This window comes from Streptomyces sp. NPDC006711 (genome assembly GCF_042869775.1).
Taxonomy (GTDB): domain Bacteria; phylum Actinomycetota; class Actinomycetes; order Streptomycetales; family Streptomycetaceae; genus Streptomyces.
In genome coordinates, this window is the sequence record NZ_JBIAGO010000002.1 from 394,995 (window position 1) to 416,670 (window position 21,676).

Below are 21,676 nucleotides of genomic sequence, written 5' to 3' on the forward strand. Positions count from 1 at the left end.
GCCCGACCGCGGCACCCGTCGGCGCCCAGCCAAGGACCATCCCCTCGTACCGCTGCTCCAACAGGGCGATGCGCGAACCTCGTTCTCGCCGTGCGCCGCTCGTCCTGCCGGGCATTCAGGTGCCCGCACCACATGGTGGGGGTGTGCCGATTCGTACCGCCGTACACTCCGGCGCCGACCGCCCTTCCGACTCCGACAGGGAAGCCACATGACCACAGCACGGGACCTGCTGATCGTCAGCATGGACGTCCCCGCCGCAGACCGTCCCGTCGAGCAGGGGGATCTCTCGCTCGCCCTGGCCGGAGCCGAACTCCTCGACCTCGCCGCCGCCCATGCGCTCACCGTCGACGCCGACCGCATCGTGCCGGACCCGATGTACGCGCCGGGCACACTGGACGCTCTGGGCGAACGGCAGTTGGCCGAAGCGGCATCGGCGCTCACGCGACAGCCCCCGTACGAGACCGTCGAGGAATGGCTGTGGCGCCGGGGCCGGGGCCTACGCGCCGCCTACCTCGCCACCATGGAGTCCGAGGGCCGCCTCATCCGTCAGCGGCACCGCTTCCACCCGCTCAGCTCGGGCCGCACCGTGGTCGTCGACTCACCGGACCGACGCCGTGCGGCAGAGCGCTGGGCGTCGGGCGAGCCCGTCCTCGCCGCCCTCGCGGCCGCCGTCCGGATCCAGGACGCGGCGGCCGACGAGCTCGCGCGCCTGACCTCGGACACGATCGTGACCGTGCTGGCCGCCGTTGACGAGGCGGTGACGGAACTCGCCGGCGAGCGACAGCGGCGCACCATCGAGGACGCCGCCTTCGACAACGTCTGGCGCGGCCAGTGAACCGCTCTGGCGACCGAGCGCCCGCCCGCATCCGGACAGGGAGTTGAGGAATGAAACTGAGGTTGCGCGTCCTGGTCGCGGTCAGCATCCTGACGCTGGGCGTAACAGGGGCCGGGGTAGAGACGAGGGCGGAGAGCGCGAACGCGGGTGCGGCAACGCGCGGCTGTCCCCCCGCGCAGATCTTCGCCACCGACAACACAGCGATCATCACCGACCCGGCGGACCCCAGGCTCAAGACGCGTCTGACCCGGTTCGACCACGAGGTGCGCGGCATCATTCACGCCAACGGGGCGCGGCCGGGCCCCTCGAAGCTCCTCAACGGCCTTTTCTGGTCAAGGGAGTTGGAGAAGACCACTTATGAGCGCTCGCGCGAGTTCGACGTCGGCCACGTCAGCCCGGACGGGCTGCGACACATCGCCGGAGTCATCAGAAAGCGCTACCACCAGGAGTCAGTGCTGACTTTCCGCTGCCTTGCACGCATCTCGCCCGCGACAGACGCCGTGGAGATTCAGGCGTCCGGTGTCTCCCCGACCGCGCTCCGCGACGCGCTGCTCGCCGACCCCGAGGCGCGCGACGAGCTGGGCGGCGGCTCGGTCACCCTGGACGGGCGGCTCATCCTCGTCGCTCCGGTCGCCGACCTGCCGGTGGCGAAGAAGCTCACCCAGGCCCTCGGGGTCGACTGGGACACGGCGCAAGTGCGTTACGGGGACGAGGAGTTCGTCTCGTAAGGCCACCCCCGAGGACCGGGACCGCCGGCGAAGGGAGGCCGGCGGGCGAGGCCCGGGGCGACCGGTACGCGCGGCCCCCCGGACGGATCGGGCAGCCGGCCACTCCCGCCCCTTGCCTCACACTTTGCGGGCCACGCCCGCGTAGACGGGCAGGGTCTCATCGCCGTCGAGAGCGCTCTCACCGAGCTCCGGATGCCAGGAAGCGGCGAGTCCCACGCCCGGCGAGACCAGTTCACGGCCGTCGAAGAAGCGCGCGACCTCTGCCCTGGTCCGTGGGCGCAGCGTGACGCCGCCGCTCTTGTAGAGCTCGATCGCGCGGGCAGCGCTCTCCGGGTCGAAGTCGCCGGTGATCTGCGAAAGAACCAGATAGCTGCCCGGCGCGAAGACATCGAGGAGCCGGTCGACGATGCCGTACACATCGTCGTCGTCCCCGATGAAGTGGGTCAGAGCGATCAGCGAAACCGCGACCGGACGCTCGAAGTCCAGGGTGTCGTGGGCCAGTTCGAGGATGCGTTCCGGTTCGCGGGCGTCGGCCTGGATGTACTCCGTGACCCCCTCGGGGGCGGAACGCAACAGCGCCTCCGCGTGCCGCAGCACGATCGGGTCGTTGTCGGCGTACACGATGCGGGCGTCGGGCGCGGTGCGCTGGGCGATCTGGTGGAGGTTGGGCTCCGTGGGGATACCGGTGCCAATGTCGAGGAACTGTCGTACGCCCTGCTCGGCGAGCCACCGTGTGGCGCGGTGCATGAAGGCGCGATTGACCCGCGCGATGTCCCGGCCACGCGAGTCGAGGGCGAGCAGCTGCTCGGCCAGCACCTCGTCGACCGGATAGTTGTCCTTCCCGCCGAGGAACCAGTCGTACACCCGGGCCGGATGGGGCTTGCTGGTGTCGATATGAACGGCGGTGCGGTCTTGCCCGGTCATGTGCGCTCCATGGAGATGAAGGTCAGTGAACAGGAGGGAGGAGTACGGCAGTTGAGGGAGTACGGCAGTTGGTAGATCGGGGATCGTTGATGGTCGGGACGGCTGTGCATCGGATCGGAGGGCGGGCCGATGAGGGAGAGTCGGGGGCCCGGCGACGCAGGTGGGCCGGAGCGGGCTGGTCGACCTGAGCGGCGGCCGGGCGGAGCAGCGGCCGGCCGTAGCGGCGGTCGAGCCGCGTCGCGTCACTCGCGTCGCGTCACTCGCGCTGCGTCACGTCGCTCGCGCTACGTCACGTCAGCAAGAAATCGGCCTTGCCGGACTTCGCGCCCTGGATGAACGCCGCGATCTCGCCGGGGGTGTAGATCAACGCGGGGCCTTCGGGATCGGCGGACTGGCGGACCGCGACCCTGCCGTCGGCCAGCTTCATGGCCTCGAAGCAGTTGCCGCCGTTGCCGCCGCTCCACGGCTTGTGCCAGCCCTCGGCGCCGAGTTCGGCGGCGGGCATACCGTTGTAGATGTGCCCGGTCGCTGGCCCGCCGTCGTATATGTGATCCATTCACAGCTCCTTGCGGAGACCCTTGAGGATCTCCTTCGTGCGTTGTGCAGTGGCGGCCTGAGCCGCCATGCGGTCCATGACCTCCAGGTGGGTGGCCACCTCGGGGCGCGCGTCTAGGTAGACCGCGCCGGTCAGGTACTCGCTGTAGACCATGTCCGGCAGTTCGGGCACGGCGAAACGGAACAGGACGAAGGGCCCGTACGTCCCCGGGTGGTGCCCGGAGGCGAACTCCGCCACCTGAACGGTGACGTTGGGCAGCGTCGAGGCTTCGAGGAGACGGTCGATCTGGTCCCGCATGACCTGCGGGCTCCCGACCGGGCGGCGCAGTACGGTCTCGTCCAGGATGACCCACAGCCTGGGGGCGTCGTCCCGGGTGAGCAGCGACTGGCGCTCCATGCGCAGCGCCACGTGCCGGTCGATGTCGGCCTCGCTGGTGGCGCCGAGCGCCCCGGTGCGCATCACGGCACGGGCGTACTCCTCGGTCTGTAGCAGTCCGGGCACGAAGTGTGGCTCGTACGACCTGATCAGCGAGGCCGCGCCCTCCAGGCTGACGTACATGCTGAACCAGTCCGGCAGGATGTCGTGGAAGCGCTGCCACCAGCCCGGCTTGTTGGCCTCCTCGGCAAGGGCGACGAAACCTTCCGTCTCCGCGTCCGCGATCCCGTACGCCTTCAGCAGCAGGACGACGTAGGGAATCTTGAGGGAGACTTCGGCCATCTCCATGCGCCGGATGGTGGCCGGGGCCACCCGCAGTACCTTGGCCGCCTCCTCGCGCCTGAGACCGGCCCGCTCGCGCAGGTCCTGGAGGCGTCTGCCCAGCACGACCTGGCCCACGGTCGGGGCGGACCGGGGTTCACTCACTTCAGACCTCCCCACGCACTGTTGCGAGCAGTGTGCCACGTCGCTGCAGATAGGAGAACGGCACTCTGCATTTTTCAGAGTGCCCCTTGCCAAGTGTCCGCCGGAGGTACATGGTGGGTCGGTGAACCAGTTCACACGCGGTCGTCGAGTACAGCCTTGGGGGAGGCCGTACGGAGCACCGCTTCCCCACTGTGAGGATTCCGGTCGTGGCTCCTGGTAACGCGCTCATCCCGCAGCTGACAGGCGCATGCTCCGGGACCACCGTTCGACGGTACGCCTTCGACGTGCCGGCCCGTACCGAGTCGGTCTCCCTGGCGCGCCGTCGCAGCAGGGCCATGCTGACCGGCTGGGGGCACGATGAGGAGCTGCACGAGACGGTCTCCCTGGTGATCTCGGAGCTCGTCACGAACGCCGTCGTGCACACCGCCGGGGACCACATACTGTGCGAACTCACCGATCTGCGGCGGGCGTTGCTGATAGCCGTCCGGGATCTGGGCTGCGGTTCGGCCGGTCCTCGGCTGTGCCACTCCGGCGACGAGGAAGAACGCGGTCGCGGGCTGCTGCTCGTGGACGCGGTGAGCAGTGCCTGGGGCTCGCACGACGCCCCGTACGGTCCCGGACGCGTGGTCTGGGCCGAGCTCGCGCACCAAGGGCCGAACAAGGCGGTCCTTGAGTGCTGAGAGAGATGCTTCCCTGGGGACCCCGGGCCGGGCGACAGGGCCCGCGACCCGATGGGTCCGGAACCGCCGGGCCCCGTGGCTCCGTGCGCAGTGGGGGTGCGCACGGTGAGCCCGGGCCCGGCGGCTCCGCCGCTCCATGCGGCGGCGGGGTGCTGCTGCCGCCGGTCCGGCCCGCCACGCTGGGCCGGGACGCGGTAGGAGTGCCCGCCCGGCACGGCTTCAGGCTGCTGTCCCGGCTTCCCCGGTCCGGCTGTGTGTTCGCCTCGGCCGAGTGGTGGTGGTGGATCGTGCCGGCCGGTTCCGACCATGATCTGCCCTGGCCACGCCCGGTGCGTTACGCGCCGGGCGCCGTGGTGCCGGACGCCGGCCGACCGCGCCTGATCAACTTCCCGGAGGGCCCGACGCCCTACACTCCTCCCATCCCGCTGTACTTGGTCGTCTGCCAGCTGACGGGCACGGCGCCGGTCTGGGCGTGAGGGGGGCGGGGGCTGGCGGGGGCTGCCGCCGCTGATCGCTTGGGTGGGCTTGAGAGCGCTTTCGTCCAGGGTGACTGCGGGAGGGAGTGCAGGCGGGGTGGGGCTTGAGAGCGCTCTCTCTCGGTGGCTCCGTGGTGCGTACCGCAGCCGGGGGCCGGCTGAGAGCGCTCTCTCACAGCCCCACCCCACCACCGCACCCACCCAGCGTGTCTCGGCGCCTCAGCGTCCCGGCTGCTTCAGCGTCCCGGCTGCTTCAGCGCCTCAGCACCCCGGCGGCCGGGCGACCTGGGCGATCGGGCGGGCAGGCGGGCCGCCCGGCAGTGGGGCGGCCGGGGCGGTCGGGCGACCCGGCGGCCTCAATCGGTCGGAAGGCCTTCCGCCGCCTCCGCAAGGGCCTCGAGGACCGGCCGGAACAGCGGATGCCTCTCCGCTCCCCTGCGTACCGCCGCGAACACCCTACGGGTCGCCGCCGGGCCAGCCACAGGGCGTACGACCGTATCCTTCTGCTCCATGCCGCGCAGCGCGGAACGGGGCACGAGCGCCACCCCCGCGCCCGCGCCCGCCAGCGCCACCACCGCCCGGAAGTCGTCCGAGGAGTGCACCAACTTGGGCTGAAATCCCGCGAGTTCACATGCGAGCAGCATTACGTCGTGGCAGGGGTTGCCCGGGTAGGGCCCGATCCAGTCGTCGTCGGCCAGCGCCGACAGCGGCACGTGGGAGTCCTGGGCGAGAGGGTGCGCGGCGTTCAGTACCGCGTCGAACGGTTCTGCGTACAGCGGCACACGCGAGAGTCTGCTGTCATCCTCACGGGGCGCCCCCCGGTACTCCACGGCCAGCGCCAAATCCGCCTCGCCGTCAAGGACCAGGGGCAGCGCCTCGTCGCCCTCGGCGTCGCGTACTCGTACCCGGATCGCCGGGTGGCTGGCGCGCAACCGCACGATCGCGGGGGCAAGCACCTCCGCGATCCCCGTCGCGAAGGCGGCCACCGTGACCTCGCCGGCTGCTCCGCCCGCGTAGGCGGCCAGTTCCGCCTCGGCCCGTTCGAGCTGGGCCAGGACCGCGTTGGCGTGCTCCAGAAGGATCTCCCCGGCAGCCGTGAGCCGTACGCCCTTGCCGCTGCGGGTCAGCAGGGTGTGCCCGGTCTCCTGTTCCAGGGCGGCGAGCTGCTGGGAGACGGCGGACGGGGTCAGATACAGCGCTGCTGCGGCGGCGGTCACCGTGCGGTGGTCCGCCGCGGCTCGCAGGATGCGCAGCCGGCGGGGGTCGATCACTCAGCCATTGTCGCGCGCGAGCCGGGCCCTCTACGACGTTCCCGCCCGACGCCGCCGCTGAGAGCGCTCACACCGCCACGCACCGCGCGGCCTGCGCCAGGGTGCTGCCGCACGCGGGGGCGGTGCCGCGCGCCAGGGGGACGACGCCAAGCCCGGGGCCGTGGCCCCGGGCACAACACCTGAGAGCGCTCTCACCCCCGCGCCCGAGCCTGCCCTGCGTGCCTGGCCCGAAGCCGCCCCGAAGCCGCCCCGAGGCTGCTCCAGGGGACGACGCGACGCCCCAACGCCGTTAGGCCTGACGCCGTGACGCCAGGACCCACGACAGCGCCCTGAGAGCGCTCTCCGCGCCACTCCCCGACTCGCCGCCATCGCGGCCATCGCCTCACCAGTCGGCGCCGCACCCCAAACCGTGACCTCAGCCCTTCATCGACGCCCGGGCGTCCACGAACGCGGCCACCGTCTTCTCGATGTCCTCGGTGGAGTGCGCCGCCGAGAGCTGCACGCGAATGCGGGCCGCGCCCATCGGGACCACCGGGTAGGAGAAGCCGATCACGTACACGCCACGCTCCAGCAGGAGCTCGGCCATGCGGCCCGCCTCGGCGGCGTCGCCGATCATGACCGGGGCGATGGGGTGCTCGCCGGGCAGGATCTCGAAGCCCTCCTCGGTCATCCGGGTACGGAAGAGCTTGGTGTTCGCGGCCAGCTTCTCGCGCAGATCGCCGGCCGACTCCAGGAGGTCGAGGACCTTGAGGGACGCGGCGGCGATGACCGGGGCCAGCGAGTTCGAGAAGAGGTACGGGCGCGAGCGCTGACGCAGCAGGGCCACGATCTCGGCGCGGGCCGCGACATAGCCGCCCGAGGCGCCGCCGAGTGCCTTGCCGAGGGTGCCGGTGATGATGTCGACGCGGTCGCTCACCCCGTGCAGGGCCGGGGTGCCGGCGCCACCGGGGCCCGTGAAGCCGACGGCGTGCGAGTCGTCGACCATCACCATGGCGTCGTAGCGGTCGGCGAGGTCGCAGATCTCCTTGAGCGGCGCGATGTAGCCGTCCATCGAGAACACGCCGTCGGTGACGATCAGACGCCTGCGGGCGCCGGACGCCTCCTTGAGCTTGGCCTCCAGATCCGCCATGTCGCGGTTGGCGTAGCGGAAACGGGCCGCCTTGGACAGCCGGATGCCGTCGATGATCGAGGCGTGGTTGAGGGCGTCGGAGATGACCGCGTCCTCGGCGTCGAGCAGGGTCTCGAAGACGCCGCCATTGGCGTCGAAGCAGGAGGAGTAGAGGATCGTGTCCTCCTGGCCCAGGAACGTCGAGAGGCGTCCCTCCAGCTCCTTGTGCACGTCCTGAGTACCGCAGATGAAGCGGACCGAGGCCATGCCGTAACCCCAGCGGTCCAGTGCGTCCTTGGCGGCGGCGACGACCTCGGGGTGGTCGGCGAGGCCGAGGTAGTTGTTGGCGCAGAAGTTGAGTACGTCGCCCGTGGGCACGGTGACGGACGAACTCTGCGGAGTGGAGATCACGCGCTCGGGCTTGAAGAGCCCGGCTGCCTTGATCTCGTCGAGGGTCTTCTGGAGGTCGTCGCGGACGTTCGCGTACATGCGGGGTGTACTCCTTGGGCGGGCGGAAGGCGGGGCGAGCCTGCGGGAGGGCGCGGCTGGTGGGACGTTACGGGGCCGGCTTGCGCGGGGGCGGGCCGGCCGACCAGGACAGGCGTGCCGGGGCCCGGCCGATCCCGGCTGCCGGGCCGGACCGAAGGCCCGGGCCCGACCGGAGGACCGGCCCTCGGCAGGCCCGCCGAACGATGACACCGTGACCCCCTGCCCCCGACACGGCGACACTCAGGCGGTCAGGCGGTCAGGCGGTCAGGCGGTCAGGCGGTCAGGCGGTCAGGCGGTCAGGCGGTCAGGCGGTCAGGCGGTCCAGTCAAGGATGATCTTGCCACTGCGAGCGGTGGCGGCCTCGTCGAACGCGGCGTCGAAGTCCTGGTACGCGTACTTGCCGGTGATCACGGGGCTGAGGTCCAGGCCGCCCTCGAGCAGCACCGTCATGGCGTACCAGGTCTCGAACATCTCGCGTCCGTAGATGCCCTTGATGGTGATCATCGAGGTGACGATTTTCGCCCAGTCCACGGCGAAATCCTGGGCCGGCAGGCCCAGCATCGCGATGCGGCCGCCGTGCGTCATGTTGGCGACCATGTCGCGCATGGCCTCGGCGCGGCCCGACATTTCCAGGCCGATGTCGAAGCCCTCCTTGAGGCCCAACTGCCGCTGAGCGTCGGCGATTCCGTGCTCGGCGACGTTCAGCGCGAGGGTGGCGCCGGCCTTGCGGGCGATGTCCAGGCGGGACTCGCTGACGTCGGTGATGACGACGTTGCGCGCACCGGCGTGCTTGGCGACGGCGGCAGCCATGATGCCGATCGGACCGGCGCCGGTGATCAGCACGTCCTCGCCCACCAGCGGGAACGAGAGCGCGGTGTGCACGGCGTTGCCGAACGGGTCGAAGATGGCGGCGATGTCGAGGTCGACCTTGGTCCGGTGCACCCACACGTTGGAAGCCGGGAGCGCGACGTACTCCGCGAACGCGCCATCGCGCCCCACGCCGAGGCCGACGGTCGAGCGGCACAGGTGGCGGCGCCCGGCGAGACAGTTGCGGCACTTTCCGCAGACCAGGTGCCCCTCGCCGCTGACCAGATCACCCACGGCGATGTCCGCGACGTCCGCGCCGACAGCCGCGACCTCGCCGACGAACTCGTGGCCGAGGACCAGAGGCGTCTCGACGGCGCCCTGCGCCCACCCGTCCCAGGAACGGATATGCAGGTCGGTACCGCAGATGCCGGTACGAAGAACCTTGATCAGCACATCGCCGGGCCCGGCCTCCGGCTCGGGTACGTCCATGAGCCACAGTCCGGGTTCGGCGTGCTGCTTGACAAGTGCCTTCATGGGCGGGGCTCCCGGCGTACGGAGAGGGCGGCCGGCCACGGAAACAGTGGCCGGGTACGGCGTGACGGCCGGCCGGACGTACTGGCCCGCACGTGCTGGGTAACCAGATCGGGCAGACCGAGGGCCGGCCGATCCGACTGATCACCAATCTGCCGAGCCCCGGCCTCCGAGTCCATCGAGGATTTCTTAAACGGGCCAACAGCCAAGCTTCACGCGCGCCCCACGCGCCCCGCACGCCTCACAGCAGGAACCTCCCTCAGCGCGGGTCTCAGTCGGCACCACGCGCGGCCGCCACGCCCCACCGGGCCCGAAATCACGGCGCACACCGGCGAGCAGAAGAACCATCCGGATGGAGCAGCCCGCAGGATGCAGCAGTCCGCAGCCGAGGGCGGGGCGGGCGTCGGAGGGCCGGGGGGGGTGAGGGTGCCTGTTGCGGAACGGGGACACCTATGGCTGCCCTGGGGTACGGCCCCCGGGGTATGTCCGCCCTGGGGCGGAGAGCGCTCTCAATCGGGCCCACGTTCCGCTGGAGCTCCGGACCTGGCTGCCTCTGGGGACGGCGGGCAGGCCCCCACCTCGGCGACTCTCCTCGGCTCGTCGAGTCCCTTGGCTATCGTGGCTCCACCACAACCGGGGGACATCGAGAGGATGGCGTGGACGTGAAGCGGGGGGTGACACGGTGAAGGCGGCCGACGCCCGACACATACGGGTGCCGGTCGGTGAGGACGCCGCCCGCTGGGCGACCCGCGGCCGGTGCCGACGCGTTCTGTTGGTGGTGCACAACGTGACATCGGCGACCCGCTTGCTCGACATACTCCCCCTCTTCCACGACGACCTGCGCATTCAGCTCCTGGCCACCTGCACCGGTTCCTCGGCGTTCCAGGGCGGCGTGGAGGCCCTGCTCGCGGAGACGGGGATTCCGGTACTCCCCTGGGACCAGGCGCTAGAGACAAGGGTGGACCTGGTCATCACGGCCAGCTTGGGGGGCCAACTCCACCTGCTTCAAGGCAAGTTGGCGCTCCTCTCACATGGCATCGGATACAATAAAACACTTGCCACACCGGGACACCGGGACACCGGGACACCGGGACACCGGGACACCGGGACACCGGGACACCGGGACACCGGGACACCGTTCTCAGCAGAGGTCGCGCGCGAAGGGCAGCCGCTTGAGAGCGCTTCCACAACACCCACGGCACCCCCTGCGCCCCCCGTCTTCGGCCTCTCTCCCGAGTGGCTGCTGCACGAAGGCGTTCCGATCGCGGACGCCATGGTGCTCTCGCATCCGGAACAACTGGACCGGCTGCGCGCCGCGTGCCCCGAGGCGGCCCCTACGGCCGTCCTCGCGGGCGACCCCTGCTTCGACCGCATGCTGGCAGCCCGACCGTACCGAGAGCGCTTTCGCAGAGCACTCGGCGTACGCCAAGGCCAGCGGCTCATCGTGCTCAACTCGACCTGGAACCCCGAGTCCTTGTTCGGCGATGGCGGAGGCGACGACGTACTCCCCTCCCTACTGCCCAGGCTCACGGCGGAGTTGCCCACCGACGAGTACCGGGTCGCAGCCGTGCTCCACCCCAACATCTGGCACGGACACGGCCCCGGACAGATCCGAGCCTGGCTGGACCGAGCCCTGCGCGGCGGCCTCATACTCGTCGACCCCTTGCACGACTGGCGCCAGGCGCTGCTCGCGGCGGACGCGGTACTCGGGGACCACGGCTCGGTCAGCTACTACGCGGCAGCCCTCGGCACCCCAGTACTGCTCGGCGCACCCCCTTCGGACGGACTCGATCCCCACTCCCCCGTGGCCGAGTTCGTCAGCAAGGCCCCTCGTCTCGACCCGTGCGCGCCCTTGGCCGCCCAGTTGGACGCCCTGATCACCGAACATCACCCCTTCCCGGGCCCGGCCGACCTCACCACCTCCACCCCCGGCGCATCCGCGGCATTGCTGCGGGGCCTCTTCTACCGGCTCATGAAAACCCCCGAACCCCAGCAGCCCGCGCTGTTGGAGCCGCTACGTCTTCCCCCGCACCAACGCCGACCCGCCACCGTGCCGTTGAGCGTTCTCACCCGCGTGACTTCGAACCCGAACGAGATCCACCTGGCCCGGCACATGGACCCCTGGTACGAGCCCGCCGGCGAAGGCCACGTCCACATCGCCGTCCACGAGGACACACGCGACCGCACACAACTCGACCTGGCAGACGTCCTGTTGAGGGAAGGCCAGCCCGACGACCCTCGCTTCGGCTCACCCGCGCAATGGACGTCCGAGGTGTTGCGACGCCACCCGCACAGTGCGCTCGCCGCCTACATCACGGGCCCGGACGAGTGCACGGCACAAACCCGCACCGGGCACCACGTCCGCCTCATCTGCGAGCCGAACGGGTTGGACCCGGCATCCGCCGCGTCGGCCCTGCACGCCTGGCTGACGTCGGGCCGGACCGCACGGGAGGCCATGAACGACGGCTTGACCATCCGCACGGGCACCGCCACGCACCGCGTAACCGTCACGACATGCACGGCATGAGGCACGACATGAGAGCGCTCACACGGCGGGGGGCTCGGGCCTGGACCAAACCCGGGAAGTGACGAAGAGACTCAGGAAGCGACGAGCAACACCGGACGGCACCCACGGCACCGGACAGCGCCGACGGCACCGGGCCGGACAGCACCGGGCCGCACCGGGCCGCGCCGGATGGAAAGGAAACGAAGCGCACCGGCCAACGTTCCTGAACGCGCTCTCACCCCCGGTCGGATCCCTCCCCGGCCTCCTCCCGGCACCGCTCGCGAAGCGCTCTCAAATGGACCAGGGGGTAGTGGGCCTGTTCGTTGGCCAGCGCCGCGGTGGCCTCTTCGATCAGCGGCAACGCCTCCGCCGGCCGGCCGCTCGCCTCCAGGGTCTCCGCGAGGTCGGTGAGCGTACGGGCGGTGTTGTACGCCTCATGCGTGGCCCGGAAGAAGCTGAGAGCGCTCTCCAGCTCTTCCCGCGCCGGCGCCCACTGCCCGAGACCGCGCAGGGCACGGCCGCGGTGGCGCCGTAGAAGGGCCCGGGCACGCGGCAGATCGTGGATGCCCTCGCCGTCGGGGCGGACACCGTCCAGGATGCGGTCCGCCGCCTCGAAACAGTCGTACGCCTCACGGAAACGCCACTCGCGCAACCGCAGCAGCCCCAGCGATTCGACCGCCGTGGCGTGGCCCCGGGTGTGGCCGGCCGCCTCCTCGATGCGGGTGGCCTCGGCGAAAGCGCTCTCAGCCTCGGGCCACCGGCGCAACTCGGTGAGGTTCAGGCCGAGCAGGGTCTGCATGCGCGCGGCCTCCCTTGAGTCGGGTGCCTGAGCGCGCGTGACCCGGACGCCCGCGTCGAGGGCCGGGAGCAGTTGGTCGTGGCAGCCCATCTTCAGCTGTAGCGGCCACAGAGCCTGGCTCAGGCGGAAGACGGCGTCCGCGTCGCCCAACTCCTCAGCCGTGGCGATGGCTTGGAGGAGAGTGCCGAGTGTGTCACGCAAAGCGGTCAGCGCCTCGCCGGGATCGCTGTACCGCGCCCCGGCCGGTGCCGGCTGCTGCGGTTCTCCGAGCCGCCATCCTTGCCGCAGGGCCGCCTTGCTCGCCGGCTCGGCGAAGGAGACACACCACCGCACCGCGCTGCGGACGGCTTCCTCGACCGCTGCGGGACCCTCCTCGCTGAGCCCCTGCGTCGCCGCGTACTCCCGCACCAGGGGTCTGATCCAGTACGTGCCGTTGGTCGCGCTCTCCACAAGGCGGCCGGCGGCCAGCTCGTCCAGGATGCCTCCGGCGGCCGTCTCCTCGATGCCGAGCACCGCCGCGGTCAGCGAGGCGTCGATGGCGGGCCAATCGCGCTGGGCGAGCAGTCGCAAGGCGCGTGCCGCGTCGGGCCGCAGGGCACGGATCCCGTCGGCGACCGCGGTGCGGGCGGGCTCACCGCTCGGCTGTCCGTCCTGCTGCCAGTGCCGGGCCGTGAGGCGGGCCGCCGCGGCACGCAGCGCGAACGGTGAGCCGGCGCAGCGTTCCAGCACGGCGGGCAGCGTCGCCCGGTCCAAGGTCACGTTCCCCGCCTTGGTGATCTCGGCCAGCAACCGCCGGGCGTCCTTGTCCGAGAGCGCTCTCAGCGGGATCCCGACCGCGTCGAGACCGGGCAGCGGGTGGCGGGCGGTCACGATGACAAACACGCCGGGCGCGGAGGTGAGTACGGGAAGGATCTGCGCCGCGGACCGTGCGTGGTCGAGAACGATCAGTAGCCGGCGATCCGTGGTGCAGGCACGCAGCAGTGCCTCACGGTCCTCGCGGGTGGGCGGGACTTCGGCCGCCGGGACGCCCAACTGGCCGAGCAGCGAACCAAGTACCGCCGATGGGTCCACCCCCGCCGCGGGTCCCGCGCCGCGCAGGTCGGCGTACAGCTGTCCGTCGGGGAAGCGGCGCAGTTCGGCGCAGCCCCAGTGCAGGGCCAGCGCGCTGGTTCCGATGCCCTGCGGACCGTGCAGCACCGCCACCCTTGGGCGGCCGTCCGGCCGGCGGGAGGCCTCCCGGCTCAGCGCCTTGCGCTCGCTCTCACGGTCGGTGAAGAACCGGGTGGAGGCGCGCAGCACGGGCCGCAGGTCGGCGTCGCCCGGGCGCGGGGCGCTGCGGGCGAAGGCGGTCCAGGCCCTGGCGAGGCCGGGGTCCTGGCGTACGGCGTCGTGCACCAGTTGGGCCACGCCGGTCAGTTCGTCGCGGTCCCGTGGAGCGCGGACCTCATGGCCAACGATGCGCCGGACCAGACCGCCCGCGCTCTCCCAGGCCGCCTTGCCCGCCTCGTTGGCCAGTCCCGCGCCGACCGCGCCCAGTACGGCGGCCACGGCCTCCGCCGACGAGAGGTCCAGCATGTTCCGCCCCCGATTCGCCCGTCACCCCCGCTTGCCGCCGCCACGCTAGCAACATCCTTTCGGGGCGACGGAGTTCCCCCGCGTTTGGCCGAAACCCTTCGGCGCGCGGGGTTCGCAAGCGAGCGCTCGGCGGCTCGGCGGGCGCCCTAACGGCTGGACACCACGCTGAGATGTCCGCGCCCGCGCCGTGCCACGGCCGGCTCCGACTCGCGCAGGACCATGGTCAGGCGGCGGAGCCCGAACTCCCGCAGCGTACGCGGCGATTCGATGACAAGGCGGCAGCTGGTTCGGCCGCGCCCCGGGTCCGGGTGGCGCACCTGTCGTACCGCGCCGTCGTGGTGCACGGCGGCGTCACCGACCGCCTTGACCCAGTGCGGAAGGCCGAGCCGGAAGGCGGCGTCCATGATCGGGTCGTCGGCGATGTCGCGACGGATGTCCCTGAGCCAGGGAGCGCTCTCATCGTCGGCGAACGCCTCGGCGAACTGCGCCAGCAAGGGGAGGCACCAGGCCGTCTCGTGCTCGGCCAGCACGCTGGCGGCCTCCGGGTGGAACAGGACGAAACGCAGGAAGTTGTGGCCGGGCATCGCCGTGGGGTGCGGTCCTACGCCACCGAAGAGGGCGTCGTAGGCCGCGTTGGAATGGGCCACGCCCCAGCCCGAGTCGAGGACCACGGACGGGAAGGGCAGGGCATCCGTCATCGTGAAGTAGTCATGGACATAGGCCCTGAGCTCGGGGTTTCCCTCAAGCTCCGAGGTGTCGTGCCTTTCGGCTGTCGTCTTCTCGGCTGCGCGCTCCCTCGCTGCCGTCTGCTGTCCGGGACGCTCCTGGACCAGGGCGAACGGGCACTCCGCCGTGGGGACGTGCGCTGCCGGAATTTTCGTCACCGAATCCTTCGCCACCGATTCTTCCGCCATCGAGTACGCGACTCCTCTTGCTGGCCCGCGAGTGCGGCGGCCGGCCTTCGGGCCCGCCCGGGGCTCGGAGGGCGATCTTCACACCGCGTGGCGATCCTGATACCGCCGCCACAATGATGTCAAGCATCGTGGCATTCCGGCCCCCCGAAGCTTTGATTGCGCCACAACTGTGGCAAGTTCTGGTTGTTGTTGCCGGGAACCGCTAGCCTCCGGAGCATCCACTGTTGTGTCCGCCGACTCTCATGATCTAGGAGAACTACTGGTGACGGACGGCTTCTTGGTTCCGGGACCGGCGGCCACGGGCCCCCTCGCGGCCGTCGTCGCCCGTGTGGCCGAGCTCGCCGGAAAGCTCGGCATGAATCACGCGGACGTGTTCGACGTCCACCGGCTCTCCGAGGCCTCGGGCGTCCCGGCCGACGTGGTCAGCCTGCTGCTCGAAGGCCGGCCCGCCGGTGAACCCGACTTGCAGGCGCGCTTCTTGCAGCGGTTCAGTCTGCTGCGCAGCACCCGCCGCAAGCCCAACGGCCGCCCGCACACCCAGCAGGAGATCGCCGACGGCGCGGGCATGTCGCGCCAGCAGGCGGGTGCGCTGATCAATGGCGACCGGCGGCCGACCATGGAGCACTGCGACGCGATCCAGCGCTTCTTCGGCGTCCACGCGGGGTTCTTGACCGCCGACGACACCGACGCGCTCGGCGGCGCCCTGCTGCGCACCGAGCAGGAACTGCTCCAGCGACTCGCGGGCCGTGAGCGCCAAGAGGCGGACGGCGCGCCCGCCGGTGACGCGCTGGAGCGCCTGTTGCAGGACCACGGTGTCCGTGGCATCGCCTGGCGGGCCGCCCAACTCCCCACCGACAAGCACCGCGACAAGGTGACCGAGTGGCTGGACATGCTCTTGGAGAGTGTGAAGCAGTCGGAGACCTGATGGGCCCGGCCACGCGGCGAACACGCTCTCGAGAGCGCTTTCAGCCTGACCGAACGCCGACCGCCGTTGGTTTCAGGCCTTGGAGTGATGGCGAGTTCAACGAACTTGGGCTCAATGTTGACTGGATCAATCGCGCACGGCTCGGCAGAGTGCTGAACCGTGACGGGTTGCTCGACGGACGCTGCTCGATGAACGGCTTGCGGGGAGAACGGTGGGCATAGGCAAGGAGATGCGCCGGCTGTGCGGCGAGCTGGTCGCGGGCATCACGATCCCCGCCCCGGCGGAGCCCACCGCCCTGTACGCGGCCCTGTGCGAGGGCATGAGCCGGCGCCGGGGCCGCCCCGTGGAGTTCCGCATGGCTGCCTTCCCACCCGGAACGGCGAGCGGCCTCTGGCTCGACATGGCGGATCGCGACCTGGTGGTGGTGGAGGAGCGGACCGCGCCGGACCATCAACTGGTCATCCTGGGCCACGAGTTGTGGCACATGGACGCCGGACACGGCAGCCACCATGTCGACGGCGCCACCGTGGCGGCCCGGCTGCTCTCCACACACGGCGACCTTGGCGCCGCCGTGCGCAAGGTGGCCGCGAGAACGCGCTCTCATCTGTCCGAGGAGACGGACGCCGAGAGCTTCGGACTGCTCCTGGGCAGCAAGTGCCGGCCCTGGCTGACCGGGACGGGCTCGCGCGGCCCGGTGCGCCGCGACATGCTCGCAGGGCGCATCGAGGCCTCGCTCGGGTACCGCGGTCCGCAGGGCTGAGGCGTGCAGAGCCAGGACTACTACGTACCGGCCGCAGCGATGGGGACGGCCCTCGCCTTCAAGGTTCCCTCGCTGGTACGGGCCTGGCGTGACCCGCTGCTGCGCGCGGTGTGCGCGCTGCTCGCCCTGGCCGGGCTCGTCTTCTTCTTCGCGGCGCCGTCGACCATCGCGGACGTCAACCGCCTCACCGGCGTCCGCAACTTCTCCGCGCCCTTGGTCTACTCCCTTCTGAGCGCTTTCAGCGCCTCGTGTCTCGTCCTCATCGTCAACTGGCGTGGCGGGCCCGCCGAGCAGACCCGGCGGATCTCCCGCCGGTGGATCGCGGCGTACAGCGTCGAGGTCGTCGTGATCGTCACGCTGTTCCTACTCGGCGACACGCCCGTCGAGCGGCTGCGCGACCTGGACACGTACTACGCCAACACGCCCTTCATCCGCGAGATGATCGTGCTCTACCTCGTGGCCCTGACCGTCGCGGGCGTATCGATGAACGTGATGTGCTGGCGGTGGGCGCTCCAGGTGCACGGCTGGCTGCGGACTGGGCTTTTGATCATCGTGCTCGGCTATCTGTTCAACTTGGCTTATCTGATCACCAAGTTCACCGCCGTGTTCGCGCGGTGGGGCGGCCACGATCTGGACTACCTGAGTTCGGACGTGGCGCCCACGCTGGCCTCCTGGGGGGCTCAGATCAGTGCCGTCGGTTTCTGCCTCCCGCTGGTGTGCCAGCGGTTCGCGGACAGCTGGAGCACCTGGACCACCTACCGCCAGCTGGGGCCTCTCTGGCGCGAACTGCGCGCGGGGGCGCCCTCGCAGGGCCGTTCGGTCCGTATCTCCTGGTGGTCGTCCGCCGAACTGCGCGTGACCCAGCGGGAGTCCGACATCCACGACGGCATGCTGGGGCTCTTCCCCTACTTCGACGCCGGGGTGCGGGCGAAGGCGTATGAGAGCGCTCTCGAGGCGGGCTCCGAACCGGTGCTCGCGCACGCCGAGGCCGACGCCGCGATGGTGACGGCCGCCGTACGGGCCCGCGCCGCCGACCCGCTGGGAAAGGTCATCAATTCCGCCGAGGCAGCCGGCTCGCCGCTGCCCGAGGGACCGCGCGATCTGGTGCGGATGTCCGTAGTACTGCGTCAGTCACCCGTCGTCGCCGCCGCCCGAGAGCGCGCGGAAACCAGGTAAGAGAGCGATTTCCATGAGCGAACCCGAAAGCGCGCGCCGGGGTACGGGCCCCCGTAGAGCCGTCGTCATCGGCGGCGGTATGGCCGGCATGCTGGCCACCGCGGCACTGGTCGAGCACGTCGACCTCGTCACCGTCGTGGAGCGCGACGTGCTGCCGACCGGACCCGAGCCGCGCAAAGGCCTGCCGCAGGCACGCCACGTCCATGTGGTGTGGTCCGGCGGCGCGCGGGCGATGGAGAACCTTCTCCCGGGCCTCATCGACCGCTGGCTGAAGGCCGGGGCGCGGCGCATCCCGTTGCCCACGGGCCTCGTGTCGATGCAGTCACAGGGCTGGCTGCGCCGCTGGCCCGAGATGCAGTTCATGATCGCCTGTAGTCGTGACCTGCTGGACTGGGTGGTCCGCGACCAGGTGGCGTCCAGAGCGGACGTCACGGTCCTGGAAGGCACCGAACTCCTCGGCCTCGAGGGGGACTCCTCCCGCGTCACCGGTGTCCGCGTACGGAGCCTCAAGGGCGAAGAGCGCGTCCTGGAGGCGGACTTGGTGGTCGACGCCTCGGGGCGGGGCTCGCGGGCACCCCTGTGGCTGCGGGCGCTCGGGGTGCCCACGCCCCGCGAGGAGAAGGTCGACTCCGGACTCGTGTACGCGAGCCGTCTCTTCGAAGCGCCCGCGGGGAGCGATGACTACCCCCTGGTCAATGTGCAGTCTGACGCCCGGGAACCGGTGCCCGGGCGCACCACGACGATCGTGCCCATCGAGGGCGGACGCTGGCTGGTCACGCTCTCAGGCACCCGGGGCGGCGAGCCGAGCGGCGACCCGGAGGAGTTCGAGACGTTCGCCCGCTCGGTGCGCCACCCCGTCGTCGGCGAGCTCATCGCGGGGATGAAAGCGCTCTCCGACGTCGCCGTGACCCGCAGCACCGTCAACCGGCGGATCTTCTTCGAGGAAGTGCGGCCCTGGCCCGAGGGGTTCGTCGCGCTGGGCGACGCCGTCGCCACCTACAACCCGGTCTACGGGCACGGCCTCACCGTCGCCGCGCAGGGCGCCGTCGCACTGCGCGACCACGTGGCCGCCCACGGGATCGCCGGCCCCGGGCTCGCGCGCCGGGTGCAGCGCGCGGCCGCGCGCCCGGTGACGGTGGCCTGGGAACTGGCCACCGGACAGGACATCCTCTACCCGGGGGCGAAGGGCAAGCAGCCCGGACTCGCCGCCAAGGTGCTGCGCCACTACGTGGACAGACTCCTGCTCACCGCGACCGGACGGCCACTCGTCACCAAGGCGTTCTTCGACGTGATCACGCTCTCAGCGCCGCTCACCGCGCTCGTGCGGCCCGAGATCGTGCTGGCGGTGCTGCGCGGGCCCGTACTCCCCGAGCTCACGTCACCGCCCCTGACGGAGCGTGAACTCTCCCTCGCCAGGCGGCCGCAGAGGACTCCCTGACTCTGCCTCGCGCCACATCGCCGGGCCCTGAGCCCAAGGGCTGGCGTGACACCGCGATTTGGGGCGCGTATCGAACTTCCATAGGATCCGGCGATGATCACCAGAAAACGGCTGGCGGCCGGAGTGTGCGCGCTGGCCGCCACTTTCGCCACCGGCATCCTCCCGGCCGTCGGCACCGCCCAGGCTTTCGCCGCCCAGGGCCCCGACGGTCAGCCCGCCACGCAGCCCGCGCCCAAGGTCGACCTGGTCCTCGACGTCTCCGGTTCGATGCGGACCGCGGACATCGACGGCAAGACGCGCATGGCCGCCGCCAAGCAGGCGTTCAACGAAGTCCTCGACGCGGTGCCGCCGGAGGTCCAGCTCGGCATACGCACCCTCGGCGCCACCTATCCCGGCGAGGACCGCAAGGTGGGCTGCAAGGACACCCGCGCCCTCTACCCGGTCGGCCCGTTGAACCGTACCGAGGCCAAGACCGCCGTCGCCACCCTCGCGCCCACCGGCTGGACGCCGATCGGGCCGGCCCTGCAAGGCGCCGCCGACGACCTCAAGGGCGGTGACTCCACCCGCCGGATCGTGCTGATCACCGACGGCGAGGACACCTGCCAGCCCCTGGACCCGTGCGAGGTGGCCCGCGACATCGCGGCCCAGGGCATCCACCTGACCATCGACACTCTCGGCCTGATCCCGGACGCCAAGACCCGCCAGCAGCTCACCTGCATCGCCGAGGCCACCGGCGGCACCTACACCTCCGTACAGCACACCGACCAGCTCTCCGGCAAGGTCAAACAGCTGGTGGACCGGGCCGCCGATCCGGTGGTCGTGCCCGTCGCGACGAGCGGCACGGCGAGCTGTGAGAGCGCTCCCGAGTTGAAGCCGGGCCTCTACACGGACCGCGAGAAGTTCGCCGAGCACCGCTCGTACAAGGTGAACGTGCTGCCCGGCCAGGAGCTGCGCGCCTCCGCCAGCATCGGCATGGACCGACCGGCCAATCCGGACTACGGCATCCTGCTGCGGGCGGTGACCGCGCACGGCCGCGAGATCGTACGCGGATCGGAAGCGGGCGACGGACGCACCGATCTCATCTCGACCGGCCTTCGCTACCCCAAGGCGTCGGCGGACGACTCCGACGACAAGTCGACCCCGGAGTCCGTCTGCCTCCAGGTGTCCAACTCCTTCTCGGCCGCACCCGGCGTCAAGACCGATCCCGGGCTGCCCGTGGAGCTCGCCATCGACGTGGTGGACGGCCCCGAGCACGCTTCCGACGTGGCCTCCTTCGGCCTTGGCCGGGGCTGGTGGCTGCTCGGCGCCCTCGCGCTGACCGGTCTCGTCGCGGGGCTGGTGTGGGGCTGGATCTCGCGCTGGCGCATCGCGGTCTGGCGGACCAACTGATGCCGAACACCACCTCACGCCCCGGGGGCCAACTGATGGGTACGGTACGGATGTTGACGGCCGGCGCGCTGACGGGCGCCGCCCTGCTCGCGGGCGCGGCCGCGCCGGCGCTCGCCGAATCGCCCTCGGCGAGCCCGTCCGCGTCGAAGAGCTCGGCGGCGCCCACGGAAGCGGGTACCGCCTTCCGTACGGCCGTCGCGGTGCGGCAGGGCCAGAAGGCCACCGCGTCCGCGTCCAGCGGTGACTACCTGTACTGGATGTTCCCGGCAGACGCAGGACAGCGCCCCACCGTCACGGCAAAGGTCACGCTGCCCGAGGCTGCCTCGCGGCACGGCGCCTCCACCTGGCGCATCGATGTGTACGACGGGCTGCGCCGCCGCCAGCCCTGCATGTACGGAACGCAGTCCAGGTCCGCCGCGCAGGACGCGGCCACGGTCGATCTGTCCTGCACCCTGCGCCCCACCGTCGCCTGGGCCGACACCTGGTCCACCGATCCGCTGCCGGGCAGCTACTACATCCGGCTGACGGCCGTGTCGCTGCCGGACACCGACCGGGGCCTGCCCTTCAAGGCGGAGGTCGAACCGACCGTCCTTGAGACCGGTGGCGCCCACGCTGTGGACGGGAAGCTCTCGACTCCGCTCGGCGCCAAGTCCGCGGTCGAGCCGGAGGGCGGCTGGTCGTCGGGCTGGTGGACCGACCGCTGGCTCTGGACGGCGGCGGGCGGGCTGCTCGCCGCGCTCGCGGGCGTGGCGGGCTACAACCTGACCCGCGGCCGAGGCCGACCCACGCGGGTGCCGCCGAGGGCGTGAGGAAGCGGGGCGAGGGCGCGTGCGCCTGCACTTGAGAGCGCTCTCGGCACCCTTGACCGGTGCCGGAGCGTGGCGGGGCGCGTGTGGGTGAGAGCGCTCTCGGCGTGTTCCCGACCCGG

Annotated in this window: 19 protein-coding genes; 11 read left to right on the forward strand and 8 right to left on the reverse strand. The window is 71.1% G+C overall.

Features of this window, described 5'->3' with window-relative positions; genetic code table 11:
• The first annotated feature begins 208 nt into the window (after positions 1-208).
• Entirely contained in the window at positions 209-835 is a 627-nt protein-coding gene (locus ACFYM2_RS05830) for a GPP34 family phosphoprotein (RefSeq protein ID WP_388455912.1), read from the forward strand.
• A 50-nt stretch (positions 836-885) separates the two neighbouring features.
• Positions 886-1,563: a hypothetical protein gene (locus ACFYM2_RS05835; RefSeq protein WP_388455910.1), complete on the forward strand. Its 678-nt coding sequence runs from the start codon at positions 886-888 to the stop codon at positions 1,561-1,563.
• A gap of 117 nt (positions 1,564-1,680) precedes the next feature.
• On the opposite strand, the gene ACFYM2_RS05840 is transcribed toward ACFYM2_RS05835, so the two are convergent.
• The 3 genes from ACFYM2_RS05840 to ACFYM2_RS05850 all read right to left on the reverse strand — a co-directional run bounded on the left by ACFYM2_RS05840 (position 1,681) and on the right by ACFYM2_RS05850 (position 3,904).
• Entirely contained in the window at positions 1,681-2,487 is an 807-nt protein-coding gene (locus ACFYM2_RS05840) for an SAM-dependent methyltransferase (protein ID WP_388455908.1), read from the reverse strand.
• Between the two features lie 289 nt (positions 2,488-2,776).
• Positions 2,777-3,043: a DUF397 domain-containing protein gene (locus ACFYM2_RS05845; RefSeq protein WP_358993522.1), complete on the reverse strand. Its 267-nt coding sequence runs from the start codon at positions 3,041-3,043 to the stop codon at positions 2,777-2,779.
• Positions 3,044-3,904, reverse strand: a complete 861-nt coding sequence (locus tag ACFYM2_RS05850; protein ID WP_358993525.1) for a helix-turn-helix transcriptional regulator — start codon at positions 3,902-3,904, stop codon at positions 3,044-3,046. It lies immediately after the preceding gene.
• A gap of 206 nt (positions 3,905-4,110) precedes the next feature.
• Between ACFYM2_RS05850 and ACFYM2_RS05855 the strand changes: the two genes are divergently transcribed.
• On the forward strand, positions 4,111-4,584 hold the full coding sequence (locus ACFYM2_RS05855) for an ATP-binding protein (RefSeq protein WP_358993528.1): 474 nt from the start codon (positions 4,111-4,113) through the stop codon (positions 4,582-4,584).
• A gap of 83 nt (positions 4,585-4,667) precedes the next feature.
• Entirely contained in the window at positions 4,668-5,060 is a 393-nt protein-coding gene (locus ACFYM2_RS05860) for a hypothetical protein (protein ID WP_388833669.1), read from the forward strand.
• Positions 5,061-5,416: 356 nt separating this feature from the next.
• Here ACFYM2_RS05860 and ACFYM2_RS05865 read toward each other — a convergent pair whose 3' ends face one another.
• From ACFYM2_RS05865 to tdh, 3 genes are all read right to left on the reverse strand, one after another.
• Entirely contained in the window at positions 5,417-6,331 is a 915-nt protein-coding gene (locus tag ACFYM2_RS05865; RefSeq protein WP_358993530.1) for a LysR family transcriptional regulator, read from the reverse strand.
• 415 nt (positions 6,332-6,746) lie between these two features.
• Positions 6,747-7,928, reverse strand: coding sequence for a glycine C-acetyltransferase (locus ACFYM2_RS05870; RefSeq protein ID WP_358993533.1), 1,182 nt, complete (start codon positions 7,926-7,928; stop codon positions 6,747-6,749).
• 312 nt (positions 7,929-8,240) lie between these two features.
• Positions 8,241-9,269, reverse strand: a complete 1,029-nt coding sequence (gene tdh, locus ACFYM2_RS05875; RefSeq protein ID WP_388833672.1) for an L-threonine 3-dehydrogenase — start codon at positions 9,267-9,269, stop codon at positions 8,241-8,243.
• Positions 9,270-9,948: 679 nt separating this feature from the next.
• On the opposite strand from tdh, the gene ACFYM2_RS05880 reads away from it, so the two are divergent.
• Positions 9,949-11,793 carry a hypothetical protein gene (locus ACFYM2_RS05880; RefSeq protein ID WP_388833675.1) on the forward strand — a complete coding sequence of 615 codons (1,845 nt, stop codon included), beginning with the start codon at positions 9,949-9,951 and terminating at the stop codon, positions 11,791-11,793.
• Between the two features lie 214 nt (positions 11,794-12,007).
• Here the strand turns inward: ACFYM2_RS05880 and ACFYM2_RS05885 are convergent, their stop codons facing one another.
• Positions 12,008-14,146 (reverse strand): tetratricopeptide repeat protein, encoded by a 2,139-nt coding sequence (locus ACFYM2_RS05885; protein WP_388833678.1) that lies wholly within the window; start codon positions 14,144-14,146, stop codon positions 12,008-12,010.
• A gap of 146 nt (positions 14,147-14,292) precedes the next feature.
• Positions 14,293-15,060 (reverse strand): hypothetical protein, encoded by a 768-nt coding sequence (locus tag ACFYM2_RS05890; protein WP_358993545.1) that lies wholly within the window; start codon positions 15,058-15,060, stop codon positions 14,293-14,295.
• A 262-nt stretch (positions 15,061-15,322) separates the two neighbouring features.
• Here ACFYM2_RS05890 and ACFYM2_RS05895 point away from each other — a divergent pair, with 262 nt between their 5' ends.
• The 6 genes from ACFYM2_RS05895 to ACFYM2_RS05920 all read left to right on the forward strand — a co-directional run bounded on the left by ACFYM2_RS05895 (position 15,323) and on the right by ACFYM2_RS05920 (position 21,557).
• Positions 15,323-15,985, forward strand: coding sequence for a helix-turn-helix domain-containing protein (locus ACFYM2_RS05895; protein WP_388833681.1), 663 nt, complete (start codon positions 15,323-15,325; stop codon positions 15,983-15,985).
• 229 nt (positions 15,986-16,214) lie between these two features.
• Positions 16,215-16,745, forward strand: a complete 531-nt coding sequence (locus ACFYM2_RS05900) for a toxin-antitoxin system, toxin component (protein ID WP_388456343.1) — start codon at positions 16,215-16,217, stop codon at positions 16,743-16,745.
• A gap of 3 nt (positions 16,746-16,748) precedes the next feature.
• A complete protein-coding gene (locus ACFYM2_RS05905) occupies positions 16,749-17,921 on the forward strand; it encodes an MAB_1171c family putative transporter (protein WP_388455893.1) in 1,173 nt (390 codons plus the stop codon).
• A 13-nt stretch (positions 17,922-17,934) separates the two neighbouring features.
• Positions 17,935-19,359 carry an FAD-dependent oxidoreductase gene (locus ACFYM2_RS05910; protein ID WP_388833684.1) on the forward strand — a complete coding sequence of 475 codons (1,425 nt, stop codon included), beginning with the start codon at positions 17,935-17,937 and terminating at the stop codon, positions 19,357-19,359.
• Between the two features lie 93 nt (positions 19,360-19,452).
• A complete protein-coding gene (locus ACFYM2_RS05915) occupies positions 19,453-20,748 on the forward strand; it encodes a VWA domain-containing protein (RefSeq protein ID WP_358993555.1) in 1,296 nt (431 codons plus the stop codon).
• Complete coding sequence (locus ACFYM2_RS05920; protein WP_388833687.1) at positions 20,748-21,557, forward strand: hypothetical protein; 810 nt, start codon at positions 20,748-20,750, stop codon at positions 21,555-21,557. Before ACFYM2_RS05915 ends, ACFYM2_RS05920 begins: the two co-directional genes overlap by 1 nt.
• Positions 21,558-21,676: the final 119 nt, after the last annotated feature.